The sequence below is a fragment of the Methanocorpusculum petauri genome (assembly GCF_026891975.1).
In the GTDB taxonomy this organism is placed as follows: Archaea; Halobacteriota; Methanomicrobia; order Methanomicrobiales; family Methanocorpusculaceae; genus Methanocorpusculum; species Methanocorpusculum petauri.
Map to the genome: position 1 here is coordinate 11,678 of NZ_JAPTGB010000003.1, position 21,589 is coordinate 33,266.

The 21,589-nt window shown below is 54.3% G+C and carries 37 protein-coding genes and 1 pseudogene; 36 read left to right on the forward strand and 2 right to left on the reverse strand.

From position 1 onward, the window contains the following. The first annotated feature begins 144 nt into the window (after nt 1–144). The 29 genes from O0S10_RS01515 to O0S10_RS01655 all read left to right on the forward strand — a co-directional run bounded on the left by O0S10_RS01515 (nt 145) and on the right by O0S10_RS01655 (nt 16,303). Nucleotides 145–858, forward strand: coding sequence for a BRO-N domain-containing protein (locus O0S10_RS01515; RefSeq protein WP_268924126.1), 714 nt, complete (start codon nt 145–147; stop codon nt 856–858). After that, a complete protein-coding gene (locus tag O0S10_RS01520) occupies nt 858–1,016 on the forward strand; it encodes a hypothetical protein (RefSeq protein ID WP_268924127.1) in 159 nt (52 codons plus the stop codon). The genes O0S10_RS01515 and O0S10_RS01520 overlap by 1 nt, the downstream gene beginning before the upstream one ends. Next, entirely contained in the window at nt 1,016–1,195 is a 180-nt protein-coding gene (locus O0S10_RS01525) for a hypothetical protein (RefSeq protein ID WP_268924128.1), read from the forward strand. Before O0S10_RS01520 ends, O0S10_RS01525 begins: the two co-directional genes overlap by 1 nt. Next, nucleotides 1,192–1,662, forward strand: a complete 471-nt coding sequence (locus O0S10_RS01530; protein ID WP_268924129.1) for a hypothetical protein — start codon at nt 1,192–1,194, stop codon at nt 1,660–1,662. Before O0S10_RS01525 ends, O0S10_RS01530 begins: the two co-directional genes overlap by 4 nt. After that, nucleotides 1,659–1,994 (forward strand): hypothetical protein, encoded by a 336-nt coding sequence (locus O0S10_RS01535; protein WP_268924130.1) that lies wholly within the window; start codon nt 1,659–1,661, stop codon nt 1,992–1,994. The genes O0S10_RS01530 and O0S10_RS01535 overlap by 4 nt, the downstream gene beginning before the upstream one ends. Next, complete coding sequence (locus O0S10_RS01540; RefSeq protein WP_268924131.1) at nt 1,987–2,271, forward strand: hypothetical protein; 285 nt, start codon at nt 1,987–1,989, stop codon at nt 2,269–2,271. Before O0S10_RS01535 ends, O0S10_RS01540 begins: the two co-directional genes overlap by 8 nt. Then, nucleotides 2,268–2,774 carry a hypothetical protein gene (locus tag O0S10_RS01545; protein ID WP_268924132.1) on the forward strand — a complete coding sequence of 169 codons (507 nt, stop codon included), beginning with the start codon at nt 2,268–2,270 and terminating at the stop codon, nt 2,772–2,774. Before O0S10_RS01540 ends, O0S10_RS01545 begins: the two co-directional genes overlap by 4 nt. Before the next feature lie 2 nt (nt 2,775–2,776). Beyond that, nucleotides 2,777–3,025 carry a hypothetical protein gene (locus tag O0S10_RS01550; protein ID WP_268924133.1) on the forward strand — a complete coding sequence of 83 codons (249 nt, stop codon included), beginning with the start codon at nt 2,777–2,779 and terminating at the stop codon, nt 3,023–3,025. 48 nt (nt 3,026–3,073) lie between these two features. Then, nucleotides 3,074–3,421: a hypothetical protein gene (locus O0S10_RS01555; RefSeq protein ID WP_268924134.1), complete on the forward strand. Its 348-nt coding sequence runs from the start codon at nt 3,074–3,076 to the stop codon at nt 3,419–3,421. Beyond that, nucleotides 3,421–3,747: a hypothetical protein gene (locus O0S10_RS01560; RefSeq protein WP_268924135.1), complete on the forward strand. Its 327-nt coding sequence runs from the start codon at nt 3,421–3,423 to the stop codon at nt 3,745–3,747. Before O0S10_RS01555 ends, O0S10_RS01560 begins: the two co-directional genes overlap by 1 nt. A gap of 104 nt (nt 3,748–3,851) precedes the next feature. Beyond that, nucleotides 3,852–4,157: a hypothetical protein gene (locus O0S10_RS01565; protein ID WP_268924136.1), complete on the forward strand. Its 306-nt coding sequence runs from the start codon at nt 3,852–3,854 to the stop codon at nt 4,155–4,157. A gap of 15 nt (nt 4,158–4,172) precedes the next feature. Further along, nucleotides 4,173–5,795, forward strand: coding sequence for a MarR family winged helix-turn-helix transcriptional regulator (locus O0S10_RS01570; RefSeq protein ID WP_268924137.1), 1,623 nt, complete (start codon nt 4,173–4,175; stop codon nt 5,793–5,795). Beyond that, nucleotides 5,795–6,037, forward strand: a complete 243-nt coding sequence (locus O0S10_RS01575) for a hypothetical protein (protein ID WP_268924138.1) — start codon at nt 5,795–5,797, stop codon at nt 6,035–6,037. The genes O0S10_RS01570 and O0S10_RS01575 overlap by 1 nt, the downstream gene beginning before the upstream one ends. Next, the gene (locus tag O0S10_RS01580) at nt 6,034–6,345 is read left to right on the forward strand and encodes a hypothetical protein (RefSeq protein WP_268924139.1); all 312 of its coding nucleotides are present in this window, start codon (nt 6,034–6,036) and stop codon (nt 6,343–6,345) included. Before O0S10_RS01575 ends, O0S10_RS01580 begins: the two co-directional genes overlap by 4 nt. After that, on the forward strand, nt 6,342–6,518 hold the full coding sequence (locus O0S10_RS01585) for a hypothetical protein (RefSeq protein WP_268924140.1): 177 nt from the start codon (nt 6,342–6,344) through the stop codon (nt 6,516–6,518). The genes O0S10_RS01580 and O0S10_RS01585 overlap by 4 nt, the downstream gene beginning before the upstream one ends. After that, the gene (locus O0S10_RS01590; RefSeq protein WP_268924141.1) at nt 6,515–7,090 is read left to right on the forward strand and encodes a DUF7768 domain-containing protein; all 576 of its coding nucleotides are present in this window, start codon (nt 6,515–6,517) and stop codon (nt 7,088–7,090) included. The genes O0S10_RS01585 and O0S10_RS01590 overlap by 4 nt, the downstream gene beginning before the upstream one ends. Further along, on the forward strand, nt 7,090–7,524 hold the full coding sequence (locus tag O0S10_RS01595; RefSeq protein ID WP_268924142.1) for a hypothetical protein: 435 nt from the start codon (nt 7,090–7,092) through the stop codon (nt 7,522–7,524). The genes O0S10_RS01590 and O0S10_RS01595 overlap by 1 nt, the downstream gene beginning before the upstream one ends. Then, nucleotides 7,521–8,294 (forward strand): radical SAM protein, encoded by a 774-nt coding sequence (locus O0S10_RS01600; RefSeq protein ID WP_268924143.1) that lies wholly within the window; start codon nt 7,521–7,523, stop codon nt 8,292–8,294. Before O0S10_RS01595 ends, O0S10_RS01600 begins: the two co-directional genes overlap by 4 nt. Then, a complete protein-coding gene (locus O0S10_RS01605; RefSeq protein WP_268924144.1) occupies nt 8,278–8,652 on the forward strand; it encodes a hypothetical protein in 375 nt (124 codons plus the stop codon). The genes O0S10_RS01600 and O0S10_RS01605 overlap by 17 nt, the downstream gene beginning before the upstream one ends. Nucleotides 8,653–8,759: 107 nt before the next feature. Beyond that, nucleotides 8,760–8,888 carry a hypothetical protein gene (locus O0S10_RS01610; RefSeq protein WP_268924145.1) on the forward strand — a complete coding sequence of 43 codons (129 nt, stop codon included), beginning with the start codon at nt 8,760–8,762 and terminating at the stop codon, nt 8,886–8,888. Between the two features lie 51 nt (nt 8,889–8,939). Then, nucleotides 8,940–9,410 (forward strand): hypothetical protein, encoded by a 471-nt coding sequence (locus O0S10_RS01615; RefSeq protein WP_268924146.1) that lies wholly within the window; start codon nt 8,940–8,942, stop codon nt 9,408–9,410. Between the two features lie 53 nt (nt 9,411–9,463). After that, the gene (locus O0S10_RS01620) at nt 9,464–10,798 is read left to right on the forward strand and encodes a DNA methyltransferase (protein ID WP_268924148.1); all 1,335 of its coding nucleotides are present in this window, start codon (nt 9,464–9,466) and stop codon (nt 10,796–10,798) included. Next, nucleotides 10,783–11,274 carry a hypothetical protein gene (locus O0S10_RS01625; protein WP_268924150.1) on the forward strand — a complete coding sequence of 164 codons (492 nt, stop codon included), beginning with the start codon at nt 10,783–10,785 and terminating at the stop codon, nt 11,272–11,274. Before O0S10_RS01620 ends, O0S10_RS01625 begins: the two co-directional genes overlap by 16 nt. Next, the gene (gene terL / locus O0S10_RS01630; protein ID WP_268924151.1) at nt 11,177–12,655 is read left to right on the forward strand and encodes a phage terminase large subunit; all 1,479 of its coding nucleotides are present in this window, start codon (nt 11,177–11,179) and stop codon (nt 12,653–12,655) included. The genes O0S10_RS01625 and terL overlap by 98 nt, the downstream gene beginning before the upstream one ends. 36 nt (nt 12,656–12,691) lie before the next feature. Then, nucleotides 12,692–14,128: a phage portal protein family protein gene (locus O0S10_RS01635; RefSeq protein ID WP_268924152.1), complete on the forward strand. Its 1,437-nt coding sequence runs from the start codon at nt 12,692–12,694 to the stop codon at nt 14,126–14,128. After that, complete coding sequence (locus O0S10_RS01640) at nt 14,112–15,407, forward strand: minor capsid protein (protein ID WP_268924153.1); 1,296 nt, start codon at nt 14,112–14,114, stop codon at nt 15,405–15,407. The genes O0S10_RS01635 and O0S10_RS01640 overlap by 17 nt, the downstream gene beginning before the upstream one ends. Beyond that, nucleotides 15,404–15,694, forward strand: coding sequence for a hypothetical protein (locus tag O0S10_RS01645; RefSeq protein ID WP_268924154.1), 291 nt, complete (start codon nt 15,404–15,406; stop codon nt 15,692–15,694). The genes O0S10_RS01640 and O0S10_RS01645 overlap by 4 nt, the downstream gene beginning before the upstream one ends. A gap of 15 nt (nt 15,695–15,709) precedes the next feature. Next, on the forward strand, nt 15,710–16,006 hold the full coding sequence (locus tag O0S10_RS01650) for a hypothetical protein (protein ID WP_268924155.1): 297 nt from the start codon (nt 15,710–15,712) through the stop codon (nt 16,004–16,006). Between the two features lie 39 nt (nt 16,007–16,045). After that, nucleotides 16,046–16,303, forward strand: a complete 258-nt coding sequence (locus O0S10_RS01655) for a hypothetical protein (protein ID WP_268924156.1) — start codon at nt 16,046–16,048, stop codon at nt 16,301–16,303. A gap of 34 nt (nt 16,304–16,337) precedes the next feature. On the opposite strand, the gene O0S10_RS01660 is transcribed toward O0S10_RS01655, so the two are convergent. Then, on the reverse strand, nt 16,338–16,676 hold the full coding sequence (locus O0S10_RS01660) for a hypothetical protein (protein ID WP_268924157.1): 339 nt from the start codon (nt 16,674–16,676) through the stop codon (nt 16,338–16,340). 138 nt (nt 16,677–16,814) lie between these two features. Then, nucleotides 16,815–17,336: pseudogene (locus O0S10_RS10545) on the reverse strand (pentapeptide repeat-containing protein); the annotation flags it as partial. Between the two features lie 77 nt (nt 17,337–17,413). On the opposite strand from O0S10_RS10545, the gene O0S10_RS01665 reads away from it, so the two are divergent. From O0S10_RS01665 to O0S10_RS01695, 7 genes are all read left to right on the forward strand, one after another. After that, nucleotides 17,414–18,352, forward strand: a complete 939-nt coding sequence (locus tag O0S10_RS01665) for a hypothetical protein (RefSeq protein WP_268924158.1) — start codon at nt 17,414–17,416, stop codon at nt 18,350–18,352. Between the two features lie 7 nt (nt 18,353–18,359). Beyond that, nucleotides 18,360–18,839, forward strand: coding sequence for a hypothetical protein (locus O0S10_RS01670; protein WP_268924159.1), 480 nt, complete (start codon nt 18,360–18,362; stop codon nt 18,837–18,839). A 4-nt stretch (nt 18,840–18,843) separates the two neighbouring features. Then, complete coding sequence (locus O0S10_RS01675; RefSeq protein WP_268924160.1) at nt 18,844–19,740, forward strand: phage major capsid protein; 897 nt, start codon at nt 18,844–18,846, stop codon at nt 19,738–19,740. A gap of 4 nt (nt 19,741–19,744) precedes the next feature. Next, on the forward strand, nt 19,745–19,978 hold the full coding sequence (locus O0S10_RS01680) for a hypothetical protein (protein ID WP_268924161.1): 234 nt from the start codon (nt 19,745–19,747) through the stop codon (nt 19,976–19,978). Nucleotides 19,979–19,980: 2 nt separating this feature from the next. Continuing rightward, on the forward strand, nt 19,981–20,343 hold the full coding sequence (locus O0S10_RS01685; protein ID WP_268924162.1) for a DUF4054 domain-containing protein: 363 nt from the start codon (nt 19,981–19,983) through the stop codon (nt 20,341–20,343). Beyond that, nucleotides 20,330–20,689 carry a hypothetical protein gene (locus tag O0S10_RS01690; RefSeq protein WP_268924163.1) on the forward strand — a complete coding sequence of 120 codons (360 nt, stop codon included), beginning with the start codon at nt 20,330–20,332 and terminating at the stop codon, nt 20,687–20,689. Before O0S10_RS01685 ends, O0S10_RS01690 begins: the two co-directional genes overlap by 14 nt. Nucleotides 20,690–20,799: 110 nt before the next feature. Further along, nucleotides 20,800–21,534: a hypothetical protein gene (locus O0S10_RS01695; RefSeq protein WP_268924164.1), complete on the forward strand. Its 735-nt coding sequence runs from the start codon at nt 20,800–20,802 to the stop codon at nt 21,532–21,534. Nucleotides 21,535–21,589 lie beyond the last annotated feature (55 nt).

The following is a 21,589-nucleotide window of genomic DNA, read 5'->3' on the forward strand; positions in this document are numbered from 1 at the left end:
AGAAGAGAACGAGTCTGTCGTTGTGGGTGTTAGATTCACTCGCAAGGAGGCGAACACATTGAAAAAACTCGCAGATTCGGATTGCAGAACGAGAGCTGGTTTGCTCTATAAACTTGCCAAAGATTACATGGAACAGGTTGGACCATGACAAAAACAAAAGAAACGAAAGATGCCGAGGATATTGCCGGGTGTGGAAACGAGGCGAAATCTCTCGGCACAGAAGTATTGAACGCGAGAACTTTTAACTTCATGGGCACTGACGTCCGCGTCGTCATGAAGGATGATGAACCGTGGTTTGTTGCACCCGACGTGTGTGCGGCTCTTGGGATCTCGAACAACCGTGATGCTCTTCGCGCCCTTGACGACGATGAAAAGGGTGTCGGAATTTCCGACACCCTTGGGGGGCGACAGGAGATCAACATCATCTCCGAGGCTGGGATGTACACTCTCGCACTCCGATCCCGCAAGCCGCAGGCCAAGCCCTTCCGCCGCTGGGTCACCCACGAGGTGCTCCCGGCCATCAACCGCACGGGGGCATACACCAAGCCGCAGACACAGTTACAGACTGCTGCACAGTTCATCGATCAGATTATCGACGACCCAATTGCCTACACGATACTGAGCAACAAAATCGCTGGCCGCATCAAGCCCTCGATTGTCACTGACATCGCACTGCAGGCAAGTCGGGAAGCGCTGCTGATCAACACCACCCGGATCAACAAAATTGACCATGACGTGGAACGCATCGCTCGGAACCAGCTGGACATCTCTCGTCAGCTTGACGATCTCTCCCGCCAGATTCGCGAACTGAAAAAACCGTCAAAGAACTACAGAATTGTTGCCGTGGAGGGATACTGATGTCCCGGCTCATCATCGACACAGACGCGACCGGTACCATATCCCTTGAACAGGGCAAACAGATTCAGGAGTTTGTTTCAGCCCGAAGAAAGCCAAATTACATCGACGCAGACAGCATCCAGGCAGCTGCAGAAGAAGCCCTCGGGAGGATCCACTAATGGCCCCTCCAGACTGCCGCTTCACGATGAACAAAAGTGTCAGCGACACCATCGAATTCATCCATCAGCCCGACATCGACATGTGGACCGTCGGGAACGCAGTCATGAACTCGCTCTGTGCCATGTACACGCTGACCAGCCTTCTAGAAGAGGGCTACACCTACAGAGGTGCGGTATGAACGCTCTGCAGACCATCCCCACGATGGAAAGCGTCTACCGGGCCACTGTTAACGATCTGCTCAGCGCTCTGCGGCATGTGGAAGCAGCAAACGATCCTGCAACAGCTGCGGCCGCAGCACAACACTGCCTCAACGTTGGATACCATGTCCTGGACCGCAAGGACCTCGTCCGTGCAATTACTGCACGGCTCCCTGCACCCACCAAAGAGCAGCTTGATGCAGCATCCATGCGCCGGGACAAATGTACCAACAGACTCTTCTTCACCCGTCCGATAGGTGCATTCGGTGACCGGGTCCTGATGATTCAGGCCCAGAACAACCCCGATAAACCACTCCTGCAGGTGAAAATTGTCACAATCCCGGCAGACACGCACATCGAACCGCCGCTCTGGGATGTTACACGGCCCGTGACCCGCAGAACCTGGTCACCTGCCATCACCACCATATCAGGAGGTGCTGCAGCATGAACATGATCTCCATACCCTTCTGCCCGCAGATGCAGCAGGCCAACCGGGAACAACGAAAATGCTGTACCAGCCGTTCAGAGAAAATGGGAAACCCCGGCGACCAGTTCCAGGATGCCGACGGCGAACTCTGTCAGATCGTCGATGTCCTGTACCTCCCGCTGAAGATTATCGCCGAGTATCTCTACCGCTGTGAAGGCTGTCAAAGCCCGGAAGAGTTCAAAGTCCTGTGGCGCAGGCTGCATCGCGGACATTACACTCCGGAAAAACGGTATTATGCCCACTTTTACACCTACGTCAGGAAAGGTGAACAGCAGGAGGAATCTCATGCTTAAGAAACAGCTGGCCCTACTGGAACGGAAATCCATCAGAGTAGTACTCGAAGAGGGCTCGTATGCGGATAAACCCTACTACGTCGATGTACAGGTACCCCTGTATGGATCGTACAGATCCCATACCTGTTTTCCCACCCTTGAGAAAGCAATCAACGCATTCGCAGCAGAGCTCGCCAAACTGAAAGGCCCAGTCAGGTACACTGCCGATACCGGCATTCTGCGTGAACGTATCGCCATTGCGCTGACCCATGCAAAAGCCCGGGAGGGAACATCATGACCGCATACACCCTTGGAACGATCCGCTTTGCCGTCGTCCCTGTCAAAAGCGGATACTCCCTCGAAACAATACCGGACATCGGCCTCACCTTCCCGGTATACCGTACCCTGGGCGCGGCCACCTCATACCTGAACCGTCTTGCAGCCGCACTTCCGGATCTGATAAAACCGGTCCCGGCAGCTGAACCTGCCGCAACCCTTCGGCTGCAGAACCAAGGAGAAGTGGACATAAAGTACTCCGGGGAAAACTCCGGTGGATACGTCACCAACAACGTCGAAACACGCCATATCCAGATCCGGTTCACTGTCCCGCCTACCAAGGAAATCCAGGATGCTCTGCGGCAGCTTGGATTCCGGTGGATCAAAAGCAGGGATGTCTGGGGCCGGAGAAACACCAAGCAGGCCTTCATGACCATCCGTCATCCAGACATCCTGATCGACCTCGACCCGCATCTGGCATGGGCCCTCGAGCTCCTGGCAGACACCGTACTCAAGATGTGGTAACCATGTCCGGATCAAAACTTAACGTAAACATCCGGCTGAACACTCCGCTGAAGATGTACCTTGATCGAGCCTGCCTCAAAACAGACCAAGGATTCTACATCGGCAAGAAAGATGTCATCTCTCACTTTGCAAAAGCCATAACCGCTCTTGCAAAATCCGGAATGGAAAACAGCGGCCTTACTGAAAAACAGGTCATTCAGAACCTGAAAGGCCAGACAATCACTCTGGTAATTACCTTCGACGAATGCTGAAAAACACTCACGAATAGCGAATGCTATCGAAAAAAGGGGGAAAGGAGCGTGCAACTCATAAACTACACACCACACACCATCGGCATCTGCAGACCGGACGGGACGATTATCACGATCCCCTCGTCCGGCGAGATCCGCGTAACGCCAATCAGACACAGCAGCGGCAACCTCCCCAACGGAGTCCCGCTGCAGACCGTCACCTATCAGCCGCTGGTCCTTCCGGATCGGCAGCCGAACACCTGGCTCATCGTCAGCGGATATGTTGTCCACCGGGCCCAGATCGAACACCCGGACAGGACCGACCTCATCTGTCCTGACACCAGCAGAGGCTCGCTTGTCCGGAACAGTGACGGAAAAATCATCGCAGTCCGGAAATTCGTGCGGGTAGGTGTATAATGCCTCAGACCTACGACGCCACCGTCGTCCGGAAACGGAACGGAGACTGGACCGCATCTTTGGAAGGATATCAGCTGTCCCAGACCGGCAACACCATGGAAGAAGCAACAGCTGCCCTGACAGCCTCCCTCCGGAACGTTCTGGACGGCGGTGAATTCCAGCCGACCGGCCCGATGACCATCGAATCAAAGATCGTCATGGCCAAGGTCAAACTCACCGTCACCGTCCGCAACGAAAAATGCCTGGACGAGTTTCTGGCAGCCGATGACACACAGGGAACAGACATCATGAAATCACTGAACGGAGGTGAACAACGCCTCAGATAACTCTCACTGGAGGCGTTGCCCAGGAACGCATCCCGCCAACCCTGGTCCCGGAACGACAGTTGCGGGTGGCACGCTGTACCGGATGTACCAGCCGGAGCACCGGCGTGGTACCAATACCATCCACCTGGATCTGCCGGCATACCCTCGTCAGCTGTATTGACATCCCCGACTGCCCGGAAGGAAAAATCCTGCCGGGCCGTATGGCAGTACCTGCCGCCTACAAAAATCCGCTGGAAAAACGCTGTGTCTCCCAGCCGCAATGTCCCCATCTTTCTCGTAACGGCAAACAGATTGTCTGTACCCACCGGATTTACCGCAGAGCGGCCCAGAACCTCGGAACCGATGAACGGTTTTCTCCGTGCGCAGCAATCCCGGTCTGCCCCATCGGCAGAGTAGCGCCTTCAGAATAATCCTCTTCTATTTCCATGAGCACAGAGACAAAGATCCTGACACTCCTGCAGCAGTCCCCGCAGTCAAGCGACCAACTTGCTGCAGCTCTGGGTCTTCGTTCCGGCCGGTACGTCCGAAAAGTTCTGGCTGCTCTTTGTGCCCGCGGCAGGGTATCATTCCGGCCCGATGAATCGGATCGGCGAACCCGCATCTACAGTATTACTACCGGTTCGACCGATCCCGGATCTGTTCCGCAAAATGTGTACCGGTATCTCGAAAGTGTTCCTCTAAGTGTTCCGCTATCTGAGATAGAGGAACACATTGCGGAACACTTAGGGGAACACATTGCGGATCATACCGGAAAAATACCCTCCCAAACACCACAGAATCAAAATTTAACCCCCATGAGGCATAGTAAACCCTCGAACGGGGCAAGCTGCGAGGAGATACCGCAAAGTGTACCGCTAAATTCGATCCAGGATACCGGTAGTATACCGCTATCTCCGGAATGTGATCATGCCTGCAGCTCCTGCCCGCTGCAGGTCTGTGACCTGGAACATGATGCCCTGCAGTTCGGTGTCCAGGACAGGGCATGGGCCCGGGTACTGCCGGAGATTGCCCGCAGCAGAGGATGGGAACGCCGGCAGAACCCGCACACCAAAGTCTGGACGATCTACCCGAACACTCCCAGACCCCTGACACTCCAGGTGGGCCGGGACAGTGTCACCATCTACAGCTCCGAGCCGAACCACGGGTGGGTCATTGAATGGGTGGGACTGGTCTTTGCCGCCATTCATCCCAACCCGGAGTTTCTGCTGCACAAACTGCAGTATCCGGAGATCTACCGGGATGAACAGACCATCGTCATCAGTGACATCAACGTCATCATGGCAATCCGGAACAACATCGCCCCGTACATCGATCCCCGCAACCGCGTCTACTACCTGCCGGCACCCAACGGTCTTACACCCGGGCTGAAGATCTACGAGCGGGACGGAACCATGCGGGTGGAGTTTGACGCCCGTGACGAGCAGCGGGCCCGCGCAGCCCTTGTTATGCGGCAGGAGTTCCTGCTGCTTGCCTGTGACATCGCCAAAACACCCGGGCTGTATCTTGAGTGGGAAACAAAGCACTACGGCCCAAGAACAGCACCGGTCACTATTACCGTGGACAACGATGCGGTTGCCGAGGCAATCACCACGCTTGGAAAACTGATGGACAAGAAAATGGACGTGGTTCAGGAACAGCTCCGGACCGTTCTCACCGACTACATCACCACCAAAACCGAGGAGGAGTCCGAAGACCTCAAAGACCTCATCGCCCTGGTAGAAAGCATGCCGGACTTTGAGCTGGAACGGGTGGTCAAGGCCCTGACAGCCTTCACCGGAAGCCAGGATGCAGCCTATGTCTATCTCGCTGCATTTGCCATCTGGACCGAGTCCTTCTACCGCGGTTCCGTCCTGAAAGAGGATATCTCTGAGCGGCTCAGGAAGGCAAAAACACCCATTCCGCTGTCACGGATAGCGGACGCTATCGATCTCCTGACGAAAAAGCATCTGCTGACCGCCCATCCGGAACGGGACGTAAACTTCTCCAAACCCGGTATCCGGCTCGGAAAAAAGCTGGCCTTCCGTGACAAAAATCCGGAGGGAACCTGATGCAGTATCCGGATGAGTTGATCATCCCGCTCCTTGATGCATATCTGGCGGAACTGCCGCCGGGGTGCCCGGCCCGGCCGCGTGCCATCGCACGGGATATCGTCGGAAAAGGCAGGCCCATCACTCCTTACCTCGGTAAACGGATTCACCAGTTGCTCCGGGCCAGAGGATATCTTCCCAACCCGCAGGACACCTCACGCGAATCGAACAACAGACTCTACAAAACAAAGGAAACATCATGAACACAACTGAAGACAATCTCATGCCTTCTCTCGAGGAGGCAGTCAACCGCTATCTGAACACCTACGCCCGCCTGTACCGGAGCTACTGCCGGACGGTTGTAGCGTGCATCGCATCTGCAGTAATCCCTGCAGGCGTGATCCTTCTGCTGGCAGTTCCTGGTCCGGCAGCTCCGCTGACATTCAAACTCACGATGATCGTGCTTTTTGTGGTGAATTTGCTGCTGTTCTGGATGCTGCTGCGTACCATCCTGCAGCAGCGGACCGTCCTGCGACAGCTGGAGAGCTGGACCCGGGAGGCAGCAGTATGATCACAATCACATTATCTGATGAAGAAGCCGAACACCTGCGGGTAGTTCTGGAGGACTGTATATTCACCATCCGGGAGTTCAGTCACGAGATGAACACAGTCCCGCTTCCCCTGTCTACATTCCACAAGCAGCTGGAACGGGAACTGAAAAAGGAACAGAGGAGGCAGAAATGAAGCCGCGTCTCTACATCAGCGGCCCGTACACTGCGGCAACCCCCCGTAAGACGGATGAGAACATCGACTGTGCCCGCAGCAGAATGATTGAAGCAATGCTCTCCGGATGGTGGCCCCGCTGTCCGCACACCCATACCGCAAGGATGGAGCGCGATGTCCCTGAGATCAGCTGGGGCGAGTGGCTGGAACTTGATCTTGACGATCTCTCCACTTGTGATGCGATCTGGGCTGTCTGTCCCGTTCCGGAGTACCGGTTTTCACCGGGTGTCTGTCTGGAACTTGCCTGGGCCCACCTTGCCGGTATGCCGATATACACTGAGTTCGATATGGACCGGGACGCCAGATATTTCCGGGGACAGTATCTTCCGGGTCCTCAGATGATTCAGTTTGAGCAGCTGTCCAACCCCTGTCAGAAGCATCGTCAGTCACCGTTGATGAGCAGCAGCATTCGGGAATCCATTGATCTTGCGGGTATTGAGGTCCTTCGCATAGCAGATGAGGGACGTATTCCGGATCCGATGCAGTACAAAGGTAGCAGGATAAAATCATCCGACCGGAGGAGAGGTGACTGATGCCTCAGTTATCCCTGAACGGGTGGCCGCATGAAGACCGGCCCTGCATTCAGCGGTACATCCGCTGCATGACCTGTTCCAACAAACATATCCGCCACCTTCCACCCATAGGAGATACAGCTGGCTGCCTGATACAGTATCTCTGCACAGCAGCAGGAGAGACACCGCTCTGCATGGTAGTGGACTGTCCTCTGGGCAAACCTTTACTGCGGCCGGATGCGGAACTCCTGGAAGCATACTTCCGGGAGATCCGCTGCCGTGGCTGGCCCTGCCAAAAATCCTTGGGAGATACAAACTCAGAAATGGTGGCATGCTGCTGGAATCCGAAAACCGTCGAACACTATTCTCCACGGAACAAAAGTGACAGGATCACTCTGCTGGGAATTCCCTGCAGAAGTATTCCGGAATGTCCGTTTGGGAGGGAGCTGCAGTGACGAAGTCCAAGAACATTCTTCTGGTTGAGCCGGAGTATTACTCGAAGTTCCCACCTCTGGGCCTGATGAAATACTCCACTTACTACAAATCCAACTGGCAGCGGGTTAAACTGGTTCGGGGAATTCACTCTGCAAGTGCCATCGGTTTCACCCCCGACATCATTCATGTAACCAGCCTTTACACCTACGCCTGGCACCCGGTTCATCAGGCTCTCCGCTGGTACCGATCGCAGTTCCCTGACGCCCTGATCTTTGTAGGCGGTATTTATGCAACGCTTCGGCCGGAGATGCTCCGTCGGGTCTGCCCCGTCTACAACGCGATCATCAGGGGGCCATTGCCGTATCTGGATACCGTCGTTCCGGACTATGCCGCTCTGAAGGAGATCCCGAAATGGGCTGACTGGAACAAAGCAATTCTGTTTACGTCCCGAGGCTGTATCCGACGATGCAGCTTCTGTGCCGTTTCCCAAATGGAAGGGAAGTTCAGACCGATTATCACCGATATATCACCGTATATTCTCCCGCAGCATAAAGACCTCATCCTCTGGGACAACAACCTGCTGGCGGAAAAAGAACATGCCGCGTCTGTCCTGCAGCAGATTGCCGATCTCGGTGTCCGTGTAGAGTTCAACCAAGGTCTTGATGCCAGACAGATTACTCCTGAGATGGCCGGCATGATTGCTGACTGCAAACACCGGGATATTCACCTGGCATATGATGATGCAAAGATGGGGGGTCGCGGTGGAGCGGGCCGTGCAGGCCCTCAATGATGCCGGGATCCGGAGAGACAGAATCGTCATATACCACATTTACAACTACGGAGATACCCCGGAGGTGTTTCTTCAGCGGATACGGCATATTCTGGAGCTGGGCTGTACCTCCTACCCGATGCGCTACATCCCGCTGAATGCATATTTCAAGGACCGTTATATCGCTCCCGGGTGGACCAGGGCTCAGCTGGAGATGGTTGCGACGGCCAGAAGAGTGATGGGATCCCATGGAGCGTTTCCTCCACGAAAGGCTATTGTGGAAAAGATGACCCAGGCAAAGACCTTTGAGGAGGCATTCCAGCTGGTCCGGCACCGGATCCCAGAAGAGCAGGAGAGGTTGTGCAGGAGGGAAAAATGACCTGCATGGTGTATCTCATTACTCCGAAGGGATGCAGGAATTGGCGGGTAGAGGTAGATAAAATCTCCTGCTCAGATGAATGTCCCAGGATGTTGTTTTTGCAGCGAATGACACATCGAGGAGGATACGAAGGAGTTGGGTGTCTTTCGTATGATGGGGAGGAGTGGATCTATGCACCTGCAGACACACCGGAGGGAAAGGATCGGGTTCTTCGGTGGGTTGTTGTGATTGAGTAAAACCTAATGCTTATTCAATAATTATAATTACTGAGGAGGATATCTTGTATCATGGGTGATAAAACGTTAAAGGATGATGAGCCCAAAAACGAGCTCAATATAAATAAGGCTATTCTGTTATTCACTCTGGCAATGTTGATGGTTAGCTTGCCTGGGATGTATAGGGCCGGCTTTCAGCCTGATGGACCAGTGGGAAATGTTTCATTTTTAGGATATAATGGGGATCCTATAGGGGTCTTTATATTTGTATGCTGTTTTCTCTGTGTTATGATACTATTGGCATATCCGCTCATATATGTGAATAATCTGAAAGAGAGATATAAAACGATGACAAAAATATTCGTATGGATAATGTCAAATATATTGGCAATTTGTATTGGTGTTGCATTATATGGAGGATACTATTCTTGGAGTCAAGTTTACCTTGATATATTGTCGTTTTTATTTCCAACTATAATAGTGATAAACATTCTAACCATAATTCTATGGTCTGTTCTGGCGAAAATAATCAACATAGAGTAATTATTTAGAAACCCACCTTTCCCTTTTTTCTCTTCTCCGCTCACGTATCTCGCATGAGCAGCTCACTCACCGAAACAGAACAGACCCTCCTTAGCAAACTCGCTGACCTGCCTGTAGAAGACATCCCCCTCGAACAGATCAGAAGCGACGGGGAAAACCCCAACAAAATGACCGATGAACAGTACTCCGGACTCATCAGCCACATCAAAAAATACGGCATCATCAACGCCATCATCATCACCGAAAGCGGTCTCCTCGCCGACGGGGAACACCGGCTGAAAGCAGCAAAAGAACTGGGATACACAACCATTAAAGCAAGAAAAATCCCGGACAACGAAGTCGAGCGCCGCATCATCAGACAGACCATGAACAAAATCCGGGGAAAACACGACGCAGCACTCGACGCCAGAGAGTACCAGAAACTCATTGACCTCGACGCAATCGTTCCGCTCTCCGACTACCTCGGCGAAGATCCCGGAGAACTGCTGCATGTCCTTGACAAAGTATCTCTCATCGAAAAGAAAGACCCGGACGACTTCGACATGGACGCAGCTCTTGACGAAATCACCATCCCGGAAACCAAACCCGGTGACATCATACAAATGGGTGACCATCTCCTCATCTGCGGCGACTGCACTGATCCTGACATCTGGAACCAGCTGGACCCGCAGCCGCTCAGCATGATGATGACCGATCCGCCCTACAACTGCAACATCAAAGGCAAAGGACACGGAAAAGAACTCACCCTCAAAAACGACAACCTCACGCAGGAACAGTTCCACACCCTCATCTCCGGATTCCTGCACCAGGCCATGCAACATGTTGCCGGTGCCCAGTACATCTTCATGTCCTCTGAAGAATGGCCCACCCTGCACACAGCCTTCGAAGAAGCCGGCGGCAGATGGTCCACCACCATCATCTGGGTAAAGAGCCACTTCTGCCTCTCCCGAAAAGATATGCATCCGCAGTATGAACCGCTCCTCGTAGGTACCGTCAAAGAAACCCTTGACCCGAAGATGAAAACAACTGCCCAGCCGATCCTCTACGGTTGGAAAAAAGGCAGCCACCGACAGTGGTATGATACCAGAACGGAAACCGACGTCTGGGTCGCCGCAAAACCCAGCCGCAACGAAGTCCACCCGACCATGAAACCGGTAACCCTCTACAGAAAAGCAATTCTCCTAAGCACAAAGCCTCTGGACACCGTCGCCGATCCCTTCTGCGGCTCCGGATCAGCAGTCATCGCCTGCGAACAAACACACCGCAAATGCCGGGCCATTGAGCTGGATCCGGTCTATTGTGACGTAATTAAAAAACGCTGGGAACAGTTCACCGGCAGGAAAGCCGAGATTATCCGCTCCGGAGATCACGCATGGACCCAAGCATAAGGTTATCACCCGCAGAACGCGAGGAACACGAAAATGACATCTATACGCTCTACATTAACGGAGCGACAAGACGCCAGATGCTTAAATATGCTTATGAAAATCAATGGGACCTCTCGGAGACCTCCATTGACGCCTACATCCGCAAGGCAAAAGCAAAGGCAAAAACAGCCGCAAAGTTCAAAGAAGAAGTAGAACTCGGCAAAGCAATCCTCAGATACGACGAACTCTACCGCCGTGCCATGACCGAAAAGGATCTCCGGGTGGCCCGTCTCATCGTCGGCGACATGGTTACCCTCATGGGTCTTGCCGCACCGCAGAAACAGGAGATCCAGCACACCATCTCCCAGGACACCGAGTACAAAGAACTGAGACAAATCATTGACACCTACCTCAAAGAAAACCCCGCCGCAAAAGCGGACCTCGTCGCCAGACTCAAAGAAACTGAGTCCGAAGAAGAAACTCCTGCTGACCCTTGACCTCGCCTCCTACGTCGAGTACACCACGCACGGCATGTGGCACTCCGCCCGGCACCTTGACCTCCTCTGCGAAGCCTTGGAAGACGTCGAAGCCGGCAGATGCACACGCCTGATCGTCTGCATGCCTCCGCGGCACGGCAAGTCAGAACTCATCTCCAAGAGTTTCCCCAGCTGGTGCATCGGCAAAAACCCGGACCGGGAGGTAATCCTTGCCAGCTACGGAGCGGAGCTTGCCGAAGGGTTCAGCCGCCTCAACCGGGAAAAACTGCGGGAGTTCGGGCCGGAGATCTTTGGTGTCAGCATCTCCCGGGAAAGTGCGGCCGTCGGCAGATGGGGAATCGACGGTCACCGCGGCGGTATGTTCGCCGTCGGTGTCCAGGGCCCGATTACCGGCCGTGGCGGTCACATCGTGATCATCGACGATCCGGTAAAAGGAGCTCAGGAAGCAGCGTCTGCAACGTATCGGCAGCACACCATCGAATGGTACCAGACTGTTCTCCGGACACGTCTCTACCCGGATGCCGCCATCATCATCGTCATGACCCGCTGGCACAAAGAAGACCTCGTCGGCTGGCTCCTTGCCCAGGAAGCAGCCGGCGGCGAACGGTGGCGGGTACTCACCATGCCAGCCGTCGCCGAGCAGAACGACCCGCTGAACAGAAACACGGGAGAAGCCCTCTGGCCCGAATGGTTCGACGCCAAAGCACTGGCCGACATCAAAGCTACCATGACCCCGTATCAGTGGCTCTCCCTCTACCAGCAGCGGCCCACCGATCCGGAAGGAGCACTCTTCAAACAGGAATATTTCCGTACCTACCAGACGATCACCGTCTCCGGTCAGCCAGGATACCAGCTCAATGGCACCAACTACCTCCACCGGAACCTGACCATCTTCCAGACCGTTGACCCGGCAGCAAGCCTCAAGAGCTCTGCCGACTGGTTCGTGATAGCTACCTGGGGTATTACACCGGACAACAACCTCCTCCTGCTGGACGTCTACCGGGCCCGCGTCGAGTCACCGGACCACCTTGCCCGACTGCAGCAGGCATACGAAAAGTGGCGTCCGATTGCCATCGGTGTCGAGGAGGCGGGCATCGGCAAGTCCACGTATCAGACCGCCAAACGGTCCCGGCTCCCCATCCTCCCTCTGCAGCCGGACACCGACAAGTACACCCGTGCACTCCCGATGGCAATCCTGTACCAGTCCGGCAAAGTCTACCATCCGGCCGGTGCTCCCTGGCTGCACACCTGGGAATCCGAACTCCTCGAGTTCCCGACCGGAGAACATGACGACCAGGTGGACACCGCAAGCTACGCCGGCATCCTCTACCCGATCCTGGGCCGCAGGTCCGGTCGCGGCCCGGCGGACTGCCTGCTCTGACTTTCCCTTTTTTCTCTCCCCGTGCACGTATCCCGCATGAAGATACGTGATCTCATCCGCCGTCCCGGTACCATCACCGATTTTACCGCCGGTGACGGCAACTGGGATGCCACCGGTATGAAAAAGATCTATGAACCGGGATTTATCCCGGACGGCGGATGGCAGGCATGGGAACTCTGGGCCCGCGACCAGGGCAAAGTTGCCGCAATCCTCACCGGTCGCGCTGCAAACATCATGTCCTTTCAGCTGCGGGCCAAACCTGAGATGGCCGACCTGCAGCGGCAGCTCTTCAGCTGGCAGAAAACCTCCCGGTTCCTGCAGGTCATGCTGGACGCCATCGGCGACTACGAAGCACACGGCTACTGTGTCATCGAACCGGTCTATGCCCCTTCTGCCGATGGCAAACCTGCAACCCCGGAATCCCGGCTTGCCGTCCGGCTCCGGACCCTAAGCCCCACCAGCATCACCATCTACCGCAACACCGCAGCCGACATCCAGAACATGCAGCAGGTTCTGGCAGAGACCAAATGGCGGACAGTTGCCGGCCGCTGCAGACCAGGCGACGGCGACACCGTCATCGGCTACGTCCAGACAACCTCCGCGAACCAGCAGATCTACTTCGGACCTGACGAACTGGTCGTCATCATCCGGAACCGGTCGGCCCAGCACCCGGACGGAATATCCCTGCTCCGGCAGTGTTACACCATCATCATGCACAAACTCAAGATCGACCGGGACCAGGCAGTGATGGCAGCCCGGCACGGTGACCCGAAGCACATCATCCACATCCCAAAAAACGACTGGGATGATGACGGATTTGACGGAGAACTTGGACGCAGGTCCATGTGGAAGAAGACCTTCAGCAAAGGGATCCGCAACGGCATGGACTTTGTCCTGCCGTCCGGCGAAGGAGAGGATGCTACCGACATCAGTCTCATTGAACCGATGGGAAACGCCGCCGCGGTCATCAAAGCCCAGGAACACTATGAAGCAATGCTCATGGAAGCCATGGGATTTGCCGACAGTTTCATGCAGTCCGACAGCTCCAACAGATCCGTCGGCGAGGTCCAACTGGCATTCTTCGAACGGTCCATTGCCCCGATCCGGAGAATCTTCTCGGAAGAGATCGAGCGGACGATCCTTGACCCGCTGCTGCGGTGGTACGGCTATCAGTCCGGAGACGCCTGGATCGAGTACGAGGATCTGACACCGGATGACCGGCTTCGGAAGGCAGAGATCCTTGCACCGTATGTCAGCTACATGCCGGAACCTGTGGTACAGCAGTGGCTGCAGAATCTGGGATACGACATTCCGGAAGGTGCCCGGGTTGACATTCTGACCCTGTCCCGCGACCATGCGACCCGCCGCGGGGTTCCCAGAGCGGTTGCCTCCGGAACCAAAGAGACCCGGGACGCTCTGAAGGAGACGATTGACAAAATCGCAGGAGACATTGAGGATGTCCTCGTGGGATGAGGAAGTTCTCCGGCAGCTGCAGGCATATATTGACGGGCGGGTAACCGAGCGGAAAGAGGAGTTCGTCCGCCGGCTGGCTGCACAGATGGCGGCTGCCTTTGCGGCAGGGTATGTGTTCGCCGGCAAACAGCTGCCGGATCCGTCCCAGTCAATGGTACTCGGAACCGAGCAGCTGGAACCGGTGATTGCAGAACTCGGGCCGGTACTGGATGAGACTTTCGCTGCTCTTTCCGGTGAGTTGACCGGTATCATTGAGCAGGGTATCCGGACGGGGTCCTCCTACGAACAGGTGATCGCACAGCTGAAGACGAAGATCCAAACCGACTGGGGCGAGCGGATATCTTTTCATCGCCGCGGGCAGACCCGCCGATATGTTGCGGTGCAGCCGGACGGGAGTCTCAAGTGGGCGACAAAGACGATCACAAAAAACGTGACGATGCCCGTGGATGCGTATGCCATGGTGCTGGCCCGGACGAATATGAAACGGGCCTATGCCCGGGGGCATCTGTCCCGGTATGCGCAGGCAGGCTGTCCAGGTTGGGTGTATCAGGCGGTACATGACGAGGTCACCCGGCCGCATCATCTGGCTCTGCACGGGAAGGTGATCCGGTCGGGCAGCAGAGAGGAGGAGCTGGCATTGCAGGTGATGGGGGAGCCGAACTGCCGGTGCAGGCCGCGGCCCTGGTTTGATGATCCGTCCTATGATATTGCGCCGGAGAAGCTGCAGGAGGAGAAGCGGGAGATGGCAACACAGCGGATGGAGATTGATCTGGTAAACCGGCTGGCGGTGTATGATCCGGTTCTTGCGGCACATCCACGGAGCGAAGCCGAGCTGCAGAAGCTGAGCCGGTCGGTGGGTGCGGCCATCCGGAAGGATACGGATCTGATGTTTATGGCCCGGGTGTCCGGGATTACGGCGAATGCTGCGGGCCGGAAGGTAACCGGAATGCTTGCGGAGAACTTCTACGTCCGGAAGAGTGATGGGGAGTACTCGTTTGTGCATGCTCTGCAGAAGCATACTGATGTGTCTATGCAGGATATCCTGACCACGTTAAACTGCGGGGAGATTGTGACCTTTCGCGGACAGAATCAGGCGATTTTGGATCTGCCAGACGGGCGGCTCCTGGTCGTCCCGCTCACAACGGATAATCCAGAGCGTTATGGGGCCGCTGCAACTGCTTTTATCGCGGATCCGGCTCGGGAGAAGGAACTGCGGACTGCACCAAAAAGCGATTATGTCCGGAACTCCATATGGGTGTTCAGGAAGGGGAGAGCATGAGAGTGAAGGTGTTTCACGGCGGCTGTATCAGCCATCTTGCCGGGCAGGATATTGCGGCATACTGTTTCGACGGGGAGGTCTGGTTCCCAGTTGCCGAGAAGGATGCAAATGCGGTGATACGGATCAGTCTGGATGAGTCAGGGGATGTGTACATGGAGGTTCCGGACGATCTGGGAAGGGTGACGGCCGGGCCGATCTGTGAGCTTGAGCTGCATGACGGGCTGGAGATGGGGTCCGACCGGTTCTCGGCTGAGGAGCGGGAGACGATGATGGTGGGGTTCATCTAAATCAGGAAAAATACTATGCTGGTACCGGTAATGGATGACAGTTATGGAGAGATTCGTGATATGAGCGGGCAGACTGTTCCGGCGTACTGTTTTGACGGGAAGATCTGGTTCCCTGTTCCGACGGCGAAGGCGAATTCGTCGATTCGGATCGTTCGGGAGGAAGGCAGGATGCTGATGGAGGTGCCGGATGATCTGGAGCCGATGACGGATAGAGAGGAGCGGAGTATCGGGCTGTATGAGGGGACGATAATGGGGTCTGAATGGTTCTCTGCGGAGGAACGGAAAACGATGGTGATGGGGTATTTGTACTGAGAGAAAGTACGTCTGCCGCAAGACATTTGTTTTCGGCGGTTGAACAAAACGATCATCATGCCTGATGCTGTCACTGTTACCCTCAGCCCGGAGATTGTGCGTAAGCTCGACGTCCTGAAAGATAAAGATACCAGCTACACGGATATCCTGACAAGGATTATCGACGAAGCCTACGAGGATGCCCGGGTTACGGATGAGGAGAGACAGGAGATCCTTGATGCACTGGCAGAGGTTGAGGCAGGGTATTTTTTCACGGATGAAGAGGTTAAGGCGATGATCGAGCGTAAACTCGAGTGAGACGGTTTTCGTCTGATTTTTGATAAAAATGGAGTTAGGGAGTCAGGCTCTGGAACATTACGGCAAAGCGGGTGATCAGAACGGCGAGAAGGAAGTAGCCGGCAAGTACGTGGACGGCAAGAAGAAGCAGAGCCGGCCCGATGAGTTGATCATAGAGGCCGCCGAACCCGAATGTGGCAAGGATGGTGTCGGCGAAAAGTTCCGGGCTGCTGGTGATTGCAATGCCGGTTATGCAGAAGTAGGTGATGAAGGCGGCTATGATCAAAAGAACGAATGCTCCGATGCAGCGGGTGCATGTGGTTCCGTAGTCTGAGAGCCACCAGAACAGGCGAACTGGGTCTTGCAGGTTTACATGCTGATCATACCACTTCATCCAGTACTTTCGTCGGATATTCCGTTGAATTAGGGTCAATATACGTGGATCAATTCTTGTGGATGAGATGGCACTTGCACTAAAATCCGTATCAATATTGAAATTACATCCCATAATATGTGTTTTGTTGTTAAAACATGCATCATAAAATGATGTTCCATCGATATAACATCCACTCATTTCAGCATCTTCAAGATGAGCCTCTTTCAGAATTGCTCCCTCTAAATGAGTTTGAAACAGTGATGCCCCAACTAACCATGTAGCCCCCATCTTAGCCCTTTCCAGATGTGCGTCCTCTAAATGTGCCCCATTCATATTTGCTCCATTCATTGTTGCCTCCTCAAGATGAGCCTTTATTAGGGAGGCTTTCTCTAGATGTGCAAACGTTAGATGTGCATTTTTTAAATGTGCCTCCTCCATTTTAGCTCCTTCGAGATGTGCCCAAGATAGACATACGCCATCTAAGCATTTACCCCTCAAATCGGCCCCCTCCAAGTATACGCCAGCATCTTCTGTTTCCTTATGTTTCGAATGATACCTATTCTGCCATGCGTTCCACTCCGTCATATCCCCTTTCTCAGCACACATAACCAGCAGATCATAGTGTTCCTGCTTAAACTTCACTTCACGCGCACCATCGTCACTCATACACCAATACATCCCCTACTACAAACATAAACCTGACGATCAACAAAACCACCTCTCCCTTTTCTCCTCCCTCACACCATCAGTCCTGTATGGACACAACAACCCGCTATGCTGAGGCGGACTACACCCTGCAGTTCACCAAAGCCCTCATACCAACAAAAGCAACAGCAGACCACAACAAAACCGACAGCCCGGACAAAGAATACCTCCTCGTCGCCATCACCGAAGGCGTCTTCAACGACACCGAGTTCACCGCGGACGAAATCACTCTCATGAAACAGCGGGCCGACGAAGCATGGACAAAAAGCAAAGCAGCGGCTCCCATGATGTCCGGCCACACCGCCGAGTTCCTGCAGAAAGTCGGCAAAACCCTCGGTTACGAAGTACAAACCATCGACACCGACGACGGAAAAAAGACCGCCCTGCTGCAGAAAGTCCAGCTCTGGAACACCACCACCGTACAAAAAGACATCGCCGCACTCATCGAACAGGATCCGGACAACTGCTACAGCTCCGTCCGGGTCGGCGGCATGCAGATTTACAACACCGGCACCGGCCGTTGGCAGTGGACCAACGCCCAGATCATCCACAACGCATTCACCACCGAACCCGCTTGCCCCTACGCAGGCGTCGTCACAAACCACACAAAATCCGACTCTCCCTTTTTACCGGAAAACAGAAAATCAGAAGGTATGACAGACAACACCGAGGCCCGTCTCATCAAAATTGAGGCCGCCATCGACACCTTAGTCGCCGATCACCAGAAGGCAAAGACGGCTGAACTCGAGGAAGCAGTAAAACAGCGGGCCAACCTCATGGCAAAGATCCTGCAGACCGACCCGCAGGTAAACCAGGACTTCCTCGCCAAACTGCCAACCAACCTTCTGGCCGACTACCACGCCGACCTGCAGCAGCGTGCAGCAACAGCCGCGGCCACAGCCGCCGAAGGCAAAGGTGATACAGGAGCCGGCAGCACCGCAGACCATGAAAAACAGCAGATCGATGCTGCCGTAAAGCAGTATTTCTGAGGTGGCAATGTCCGTAACCCCTATCTACAAAGAACATGCAGTGACGCCGGTTACCATGTTCGCAACCGAAACGACGCCCGACTCCCAGGGCAGATACTATGTCGCCGGCCAGCCGGTTGCTCTCTATGGAGACGACATGTTCGGCCCGCTGGACAGCAGCACACATACTGAACCCATCGGCTACCTGGATCATGACATCGGCCCATTCCTTGAGACCGACCGCGTGTTTGCCACCTCCGGAAATGTGGCAAACCCGAAGCGTATGGCCGGGTCCGTCTGGGTCAGATACAAACGGTCCCGGTGGGTCAAAGCCAAAGAGGCAGTGGTCGCAGGTGACGTCGTGGTCTATGACACGGACGGCAGCGTCAAGAAAGCAACATCTCTTGGAACGGTGGCAAGTACCGCAGTAACGGCACTGTCTGCCATCGCCGGAGTGGTCCGCATCGGCGGCGCGGCAAATGCCACAGTCGTCATTTTCACGGAGTAACAACATGAAACTGAATGAATTTCTTCCCGGTACAACCAGCCCGATGACACAGAGTTATGCTCTGGCGAACCACCCGGCCCTGACCTATAAGGTCGTGGAGGCAGGTATTCTCAAGAAGTATCACGAGCCGTCCATCGCGAAAAGTCTGCTTCGGGAGAACAAGGTAGTCGGGTCCGCGATTGAAAGCTCTCTCGAAGGAGACAGTCGCGGCGAGGTCAAGATCGTCAGTGAGAACGGTGACATCCCGCGGATCGATACCGACTTCCTGAAAAAGGTCCGGTCAGTGGACTGGTACGGCGGCTACATTGAGATCACGCTTGATGAGGTCGAGGACGGCCGGGCCGATGCGGTACAGACGAAGGTGGAGAACCTGGCATATGCAATGCAGCTCTACGAGCAGCGGAACATTCTGTGGACGGTATCCAACGCCCAGGGACTGAACACACTGACCGGTACCGACTGGACCGGTTCGTCTGCGGATCCGCTCCGTGATCTGCAGAAGGCGAAGAACCTGGTGAAGAAGGACGGGCTGCCTGCCGACACGCTGGTTATCTCCACGTCCCTTGCGGAGTATCTCTCCTCGATGGATATTGTGAAGAGCCGTATCTACAACACGAACGGCAGTCAGTCTTTTGTGAACACCGGTGATCTGCCACCGCTTGCCGGTCTGCGGGTGGTGGTGGATGACGAGCTGGATCCGGAGGATACGGGTATTGCGTATGTGCTGCGGACGCTGAGCTGCGGTACATGGGATGTGCGTCATCCGATCCGGACCTACAGTGTGGACGGCAAGTTCCTGGGGAAGGATATGGTCGCCTACAAGACGGTGGCTCTGGCGAAGGCAAATGCCTACATTTCCCATCCGAAACTGATTACGAAACTGACCGGACTGCTGGGGTGAGCTGATGCAGGCACAGGTTATTGACGGGACGCTGACGCTGAAGGATGCATCAGGGAAGTATGTGACGTCCCGGAAAGGTGACTGGATCACGATTCCGGATAGTCCGAAGGAGTGGCCTGCGGCTGTACGCGAAGCGGCCCGGACGGGACAGTTGGCAGTTGCTGCGGTTGCGGATCTGCCGCCACAGAAGGTGGTTGCGGAACCGGAGAAGAAGTCCGGGAAGCCTGAGAAGGAGTGACGATGCCCGAGGCAACGGTTGATCAGGTGAAGCGACTGCTTGGTCTTGCTGCGGTCCGGTATACGGATGAGGAGATCAGCCTTGCCCTAGCAGAGGCAAAAGAGTTCATGGCGATGAAGGGTGTCGGGAGTGCGGCGATACCCCGAGCCAGTTATGGGAAAGCTCAGCGCCTTCTTGCTGCAAGGTCGCTGTCGGCAGACAGTCCTGCGGCAGCGAATATTGCATCCAAGAGCGAGGGGAACATGAGCATTACCTACCGTGACAGTGACAGTAGAATTTCCACCTGGGATCGTGAGATTGATGAGCTGTTGCGGCTCCTCAGACCAAGAACCTTACCGGTGATACCACTCTATGACAACTACTGATGATTTCTCCGAGTTCGATTATCCGTACCCGATTCTCCATGTTTGCATCGAGCCGGGTTATACTGACGAAGACGGAACACGAATACCGGCCCGGGTTATCAGTAGTACAGCTGTTGCCGGTCATCTGCAGGATGTCTCTGCCAGGGAGATCCTGCGGGCTCCGGAGGGCATGTACCTTTCGGGCGACCGGCGGTTCCACACCTCTACTCCACTTGCCGAAGACTCACTTCTGAAAATTACTGAACCAAACGGGGATGTTACTTCCTGGACCATTGTGGGCTGCGAGTCTGCGGTCCACACGCTCTTTTTTCCGGTGCGGTACACGTATCTGATCAGACGGCAGTGAAGTAGCTGTAGTTTTTTTCTTTAAGAATGAATTGATAAATCAGTTCGGACTACATGTCATTTTTGGTGTCAAGAGGTTTAATATCATGTTTGTAAACATAATCTATGAATATGGTGAATGAGAAAAAATCATCCAATACACAATCTAATGGGGAGATATCGAAAAATTCACAAATGGATGCCTATGGGTCAGTAATAGATTCAATTCCATGCTTGGAACAGAATTTCGACAAAATAACTGACTCAATGCAAGTATTGCAAGAACAGATGGAGGGGGCGACAGCTGCACTCAAAGCCTTAGGAAAACAAATAGAGGAGACAACAGCAGGTTCGATCAGTAACTCACTGAATAGCTTAGCCTCGGCATACTCCATAGATCCAGTTGGTGTGACAAAAAGAGAATTCTCGAATTTCATAAATTTTCCAGAATATCCCACTGTTGAGGTAAAAGACATTGATTTTCAATCGGATGAAACAATATTTGACGTTGCAGAGGAACAACGCGATTTAACAAAAGAAATCCATTATTCGATGATGCAGGTGGCAGAACTCACGAAAAGAATTGTGGACATGAATGAAATTGCTGCTAATTCAGCAGAGAAAACAACAAGTCTTACTCAGTTAATTTATATCTTGACTGGGGCTAGTATAGTAATTGGTCTTGCTGGATTAGGTATCAATACAGCTACAGCAATTATTCCAGCTGAATCGCCGGATCTCCCTACAGTCGTAATCAGTATTTGGGCTGGAGGTTTCATTGCAACAATCGTCCTCACTTTGATTATGTTATTCTGTTTACCCAAACGCAAAAAGAACTCCAAAGCAAAACTTCCAAAATCCCCCTAACCCCCTCTTTTCCCCCTTCGCTATTCTAATATCACTCCACCGCCCACCAGCTCAT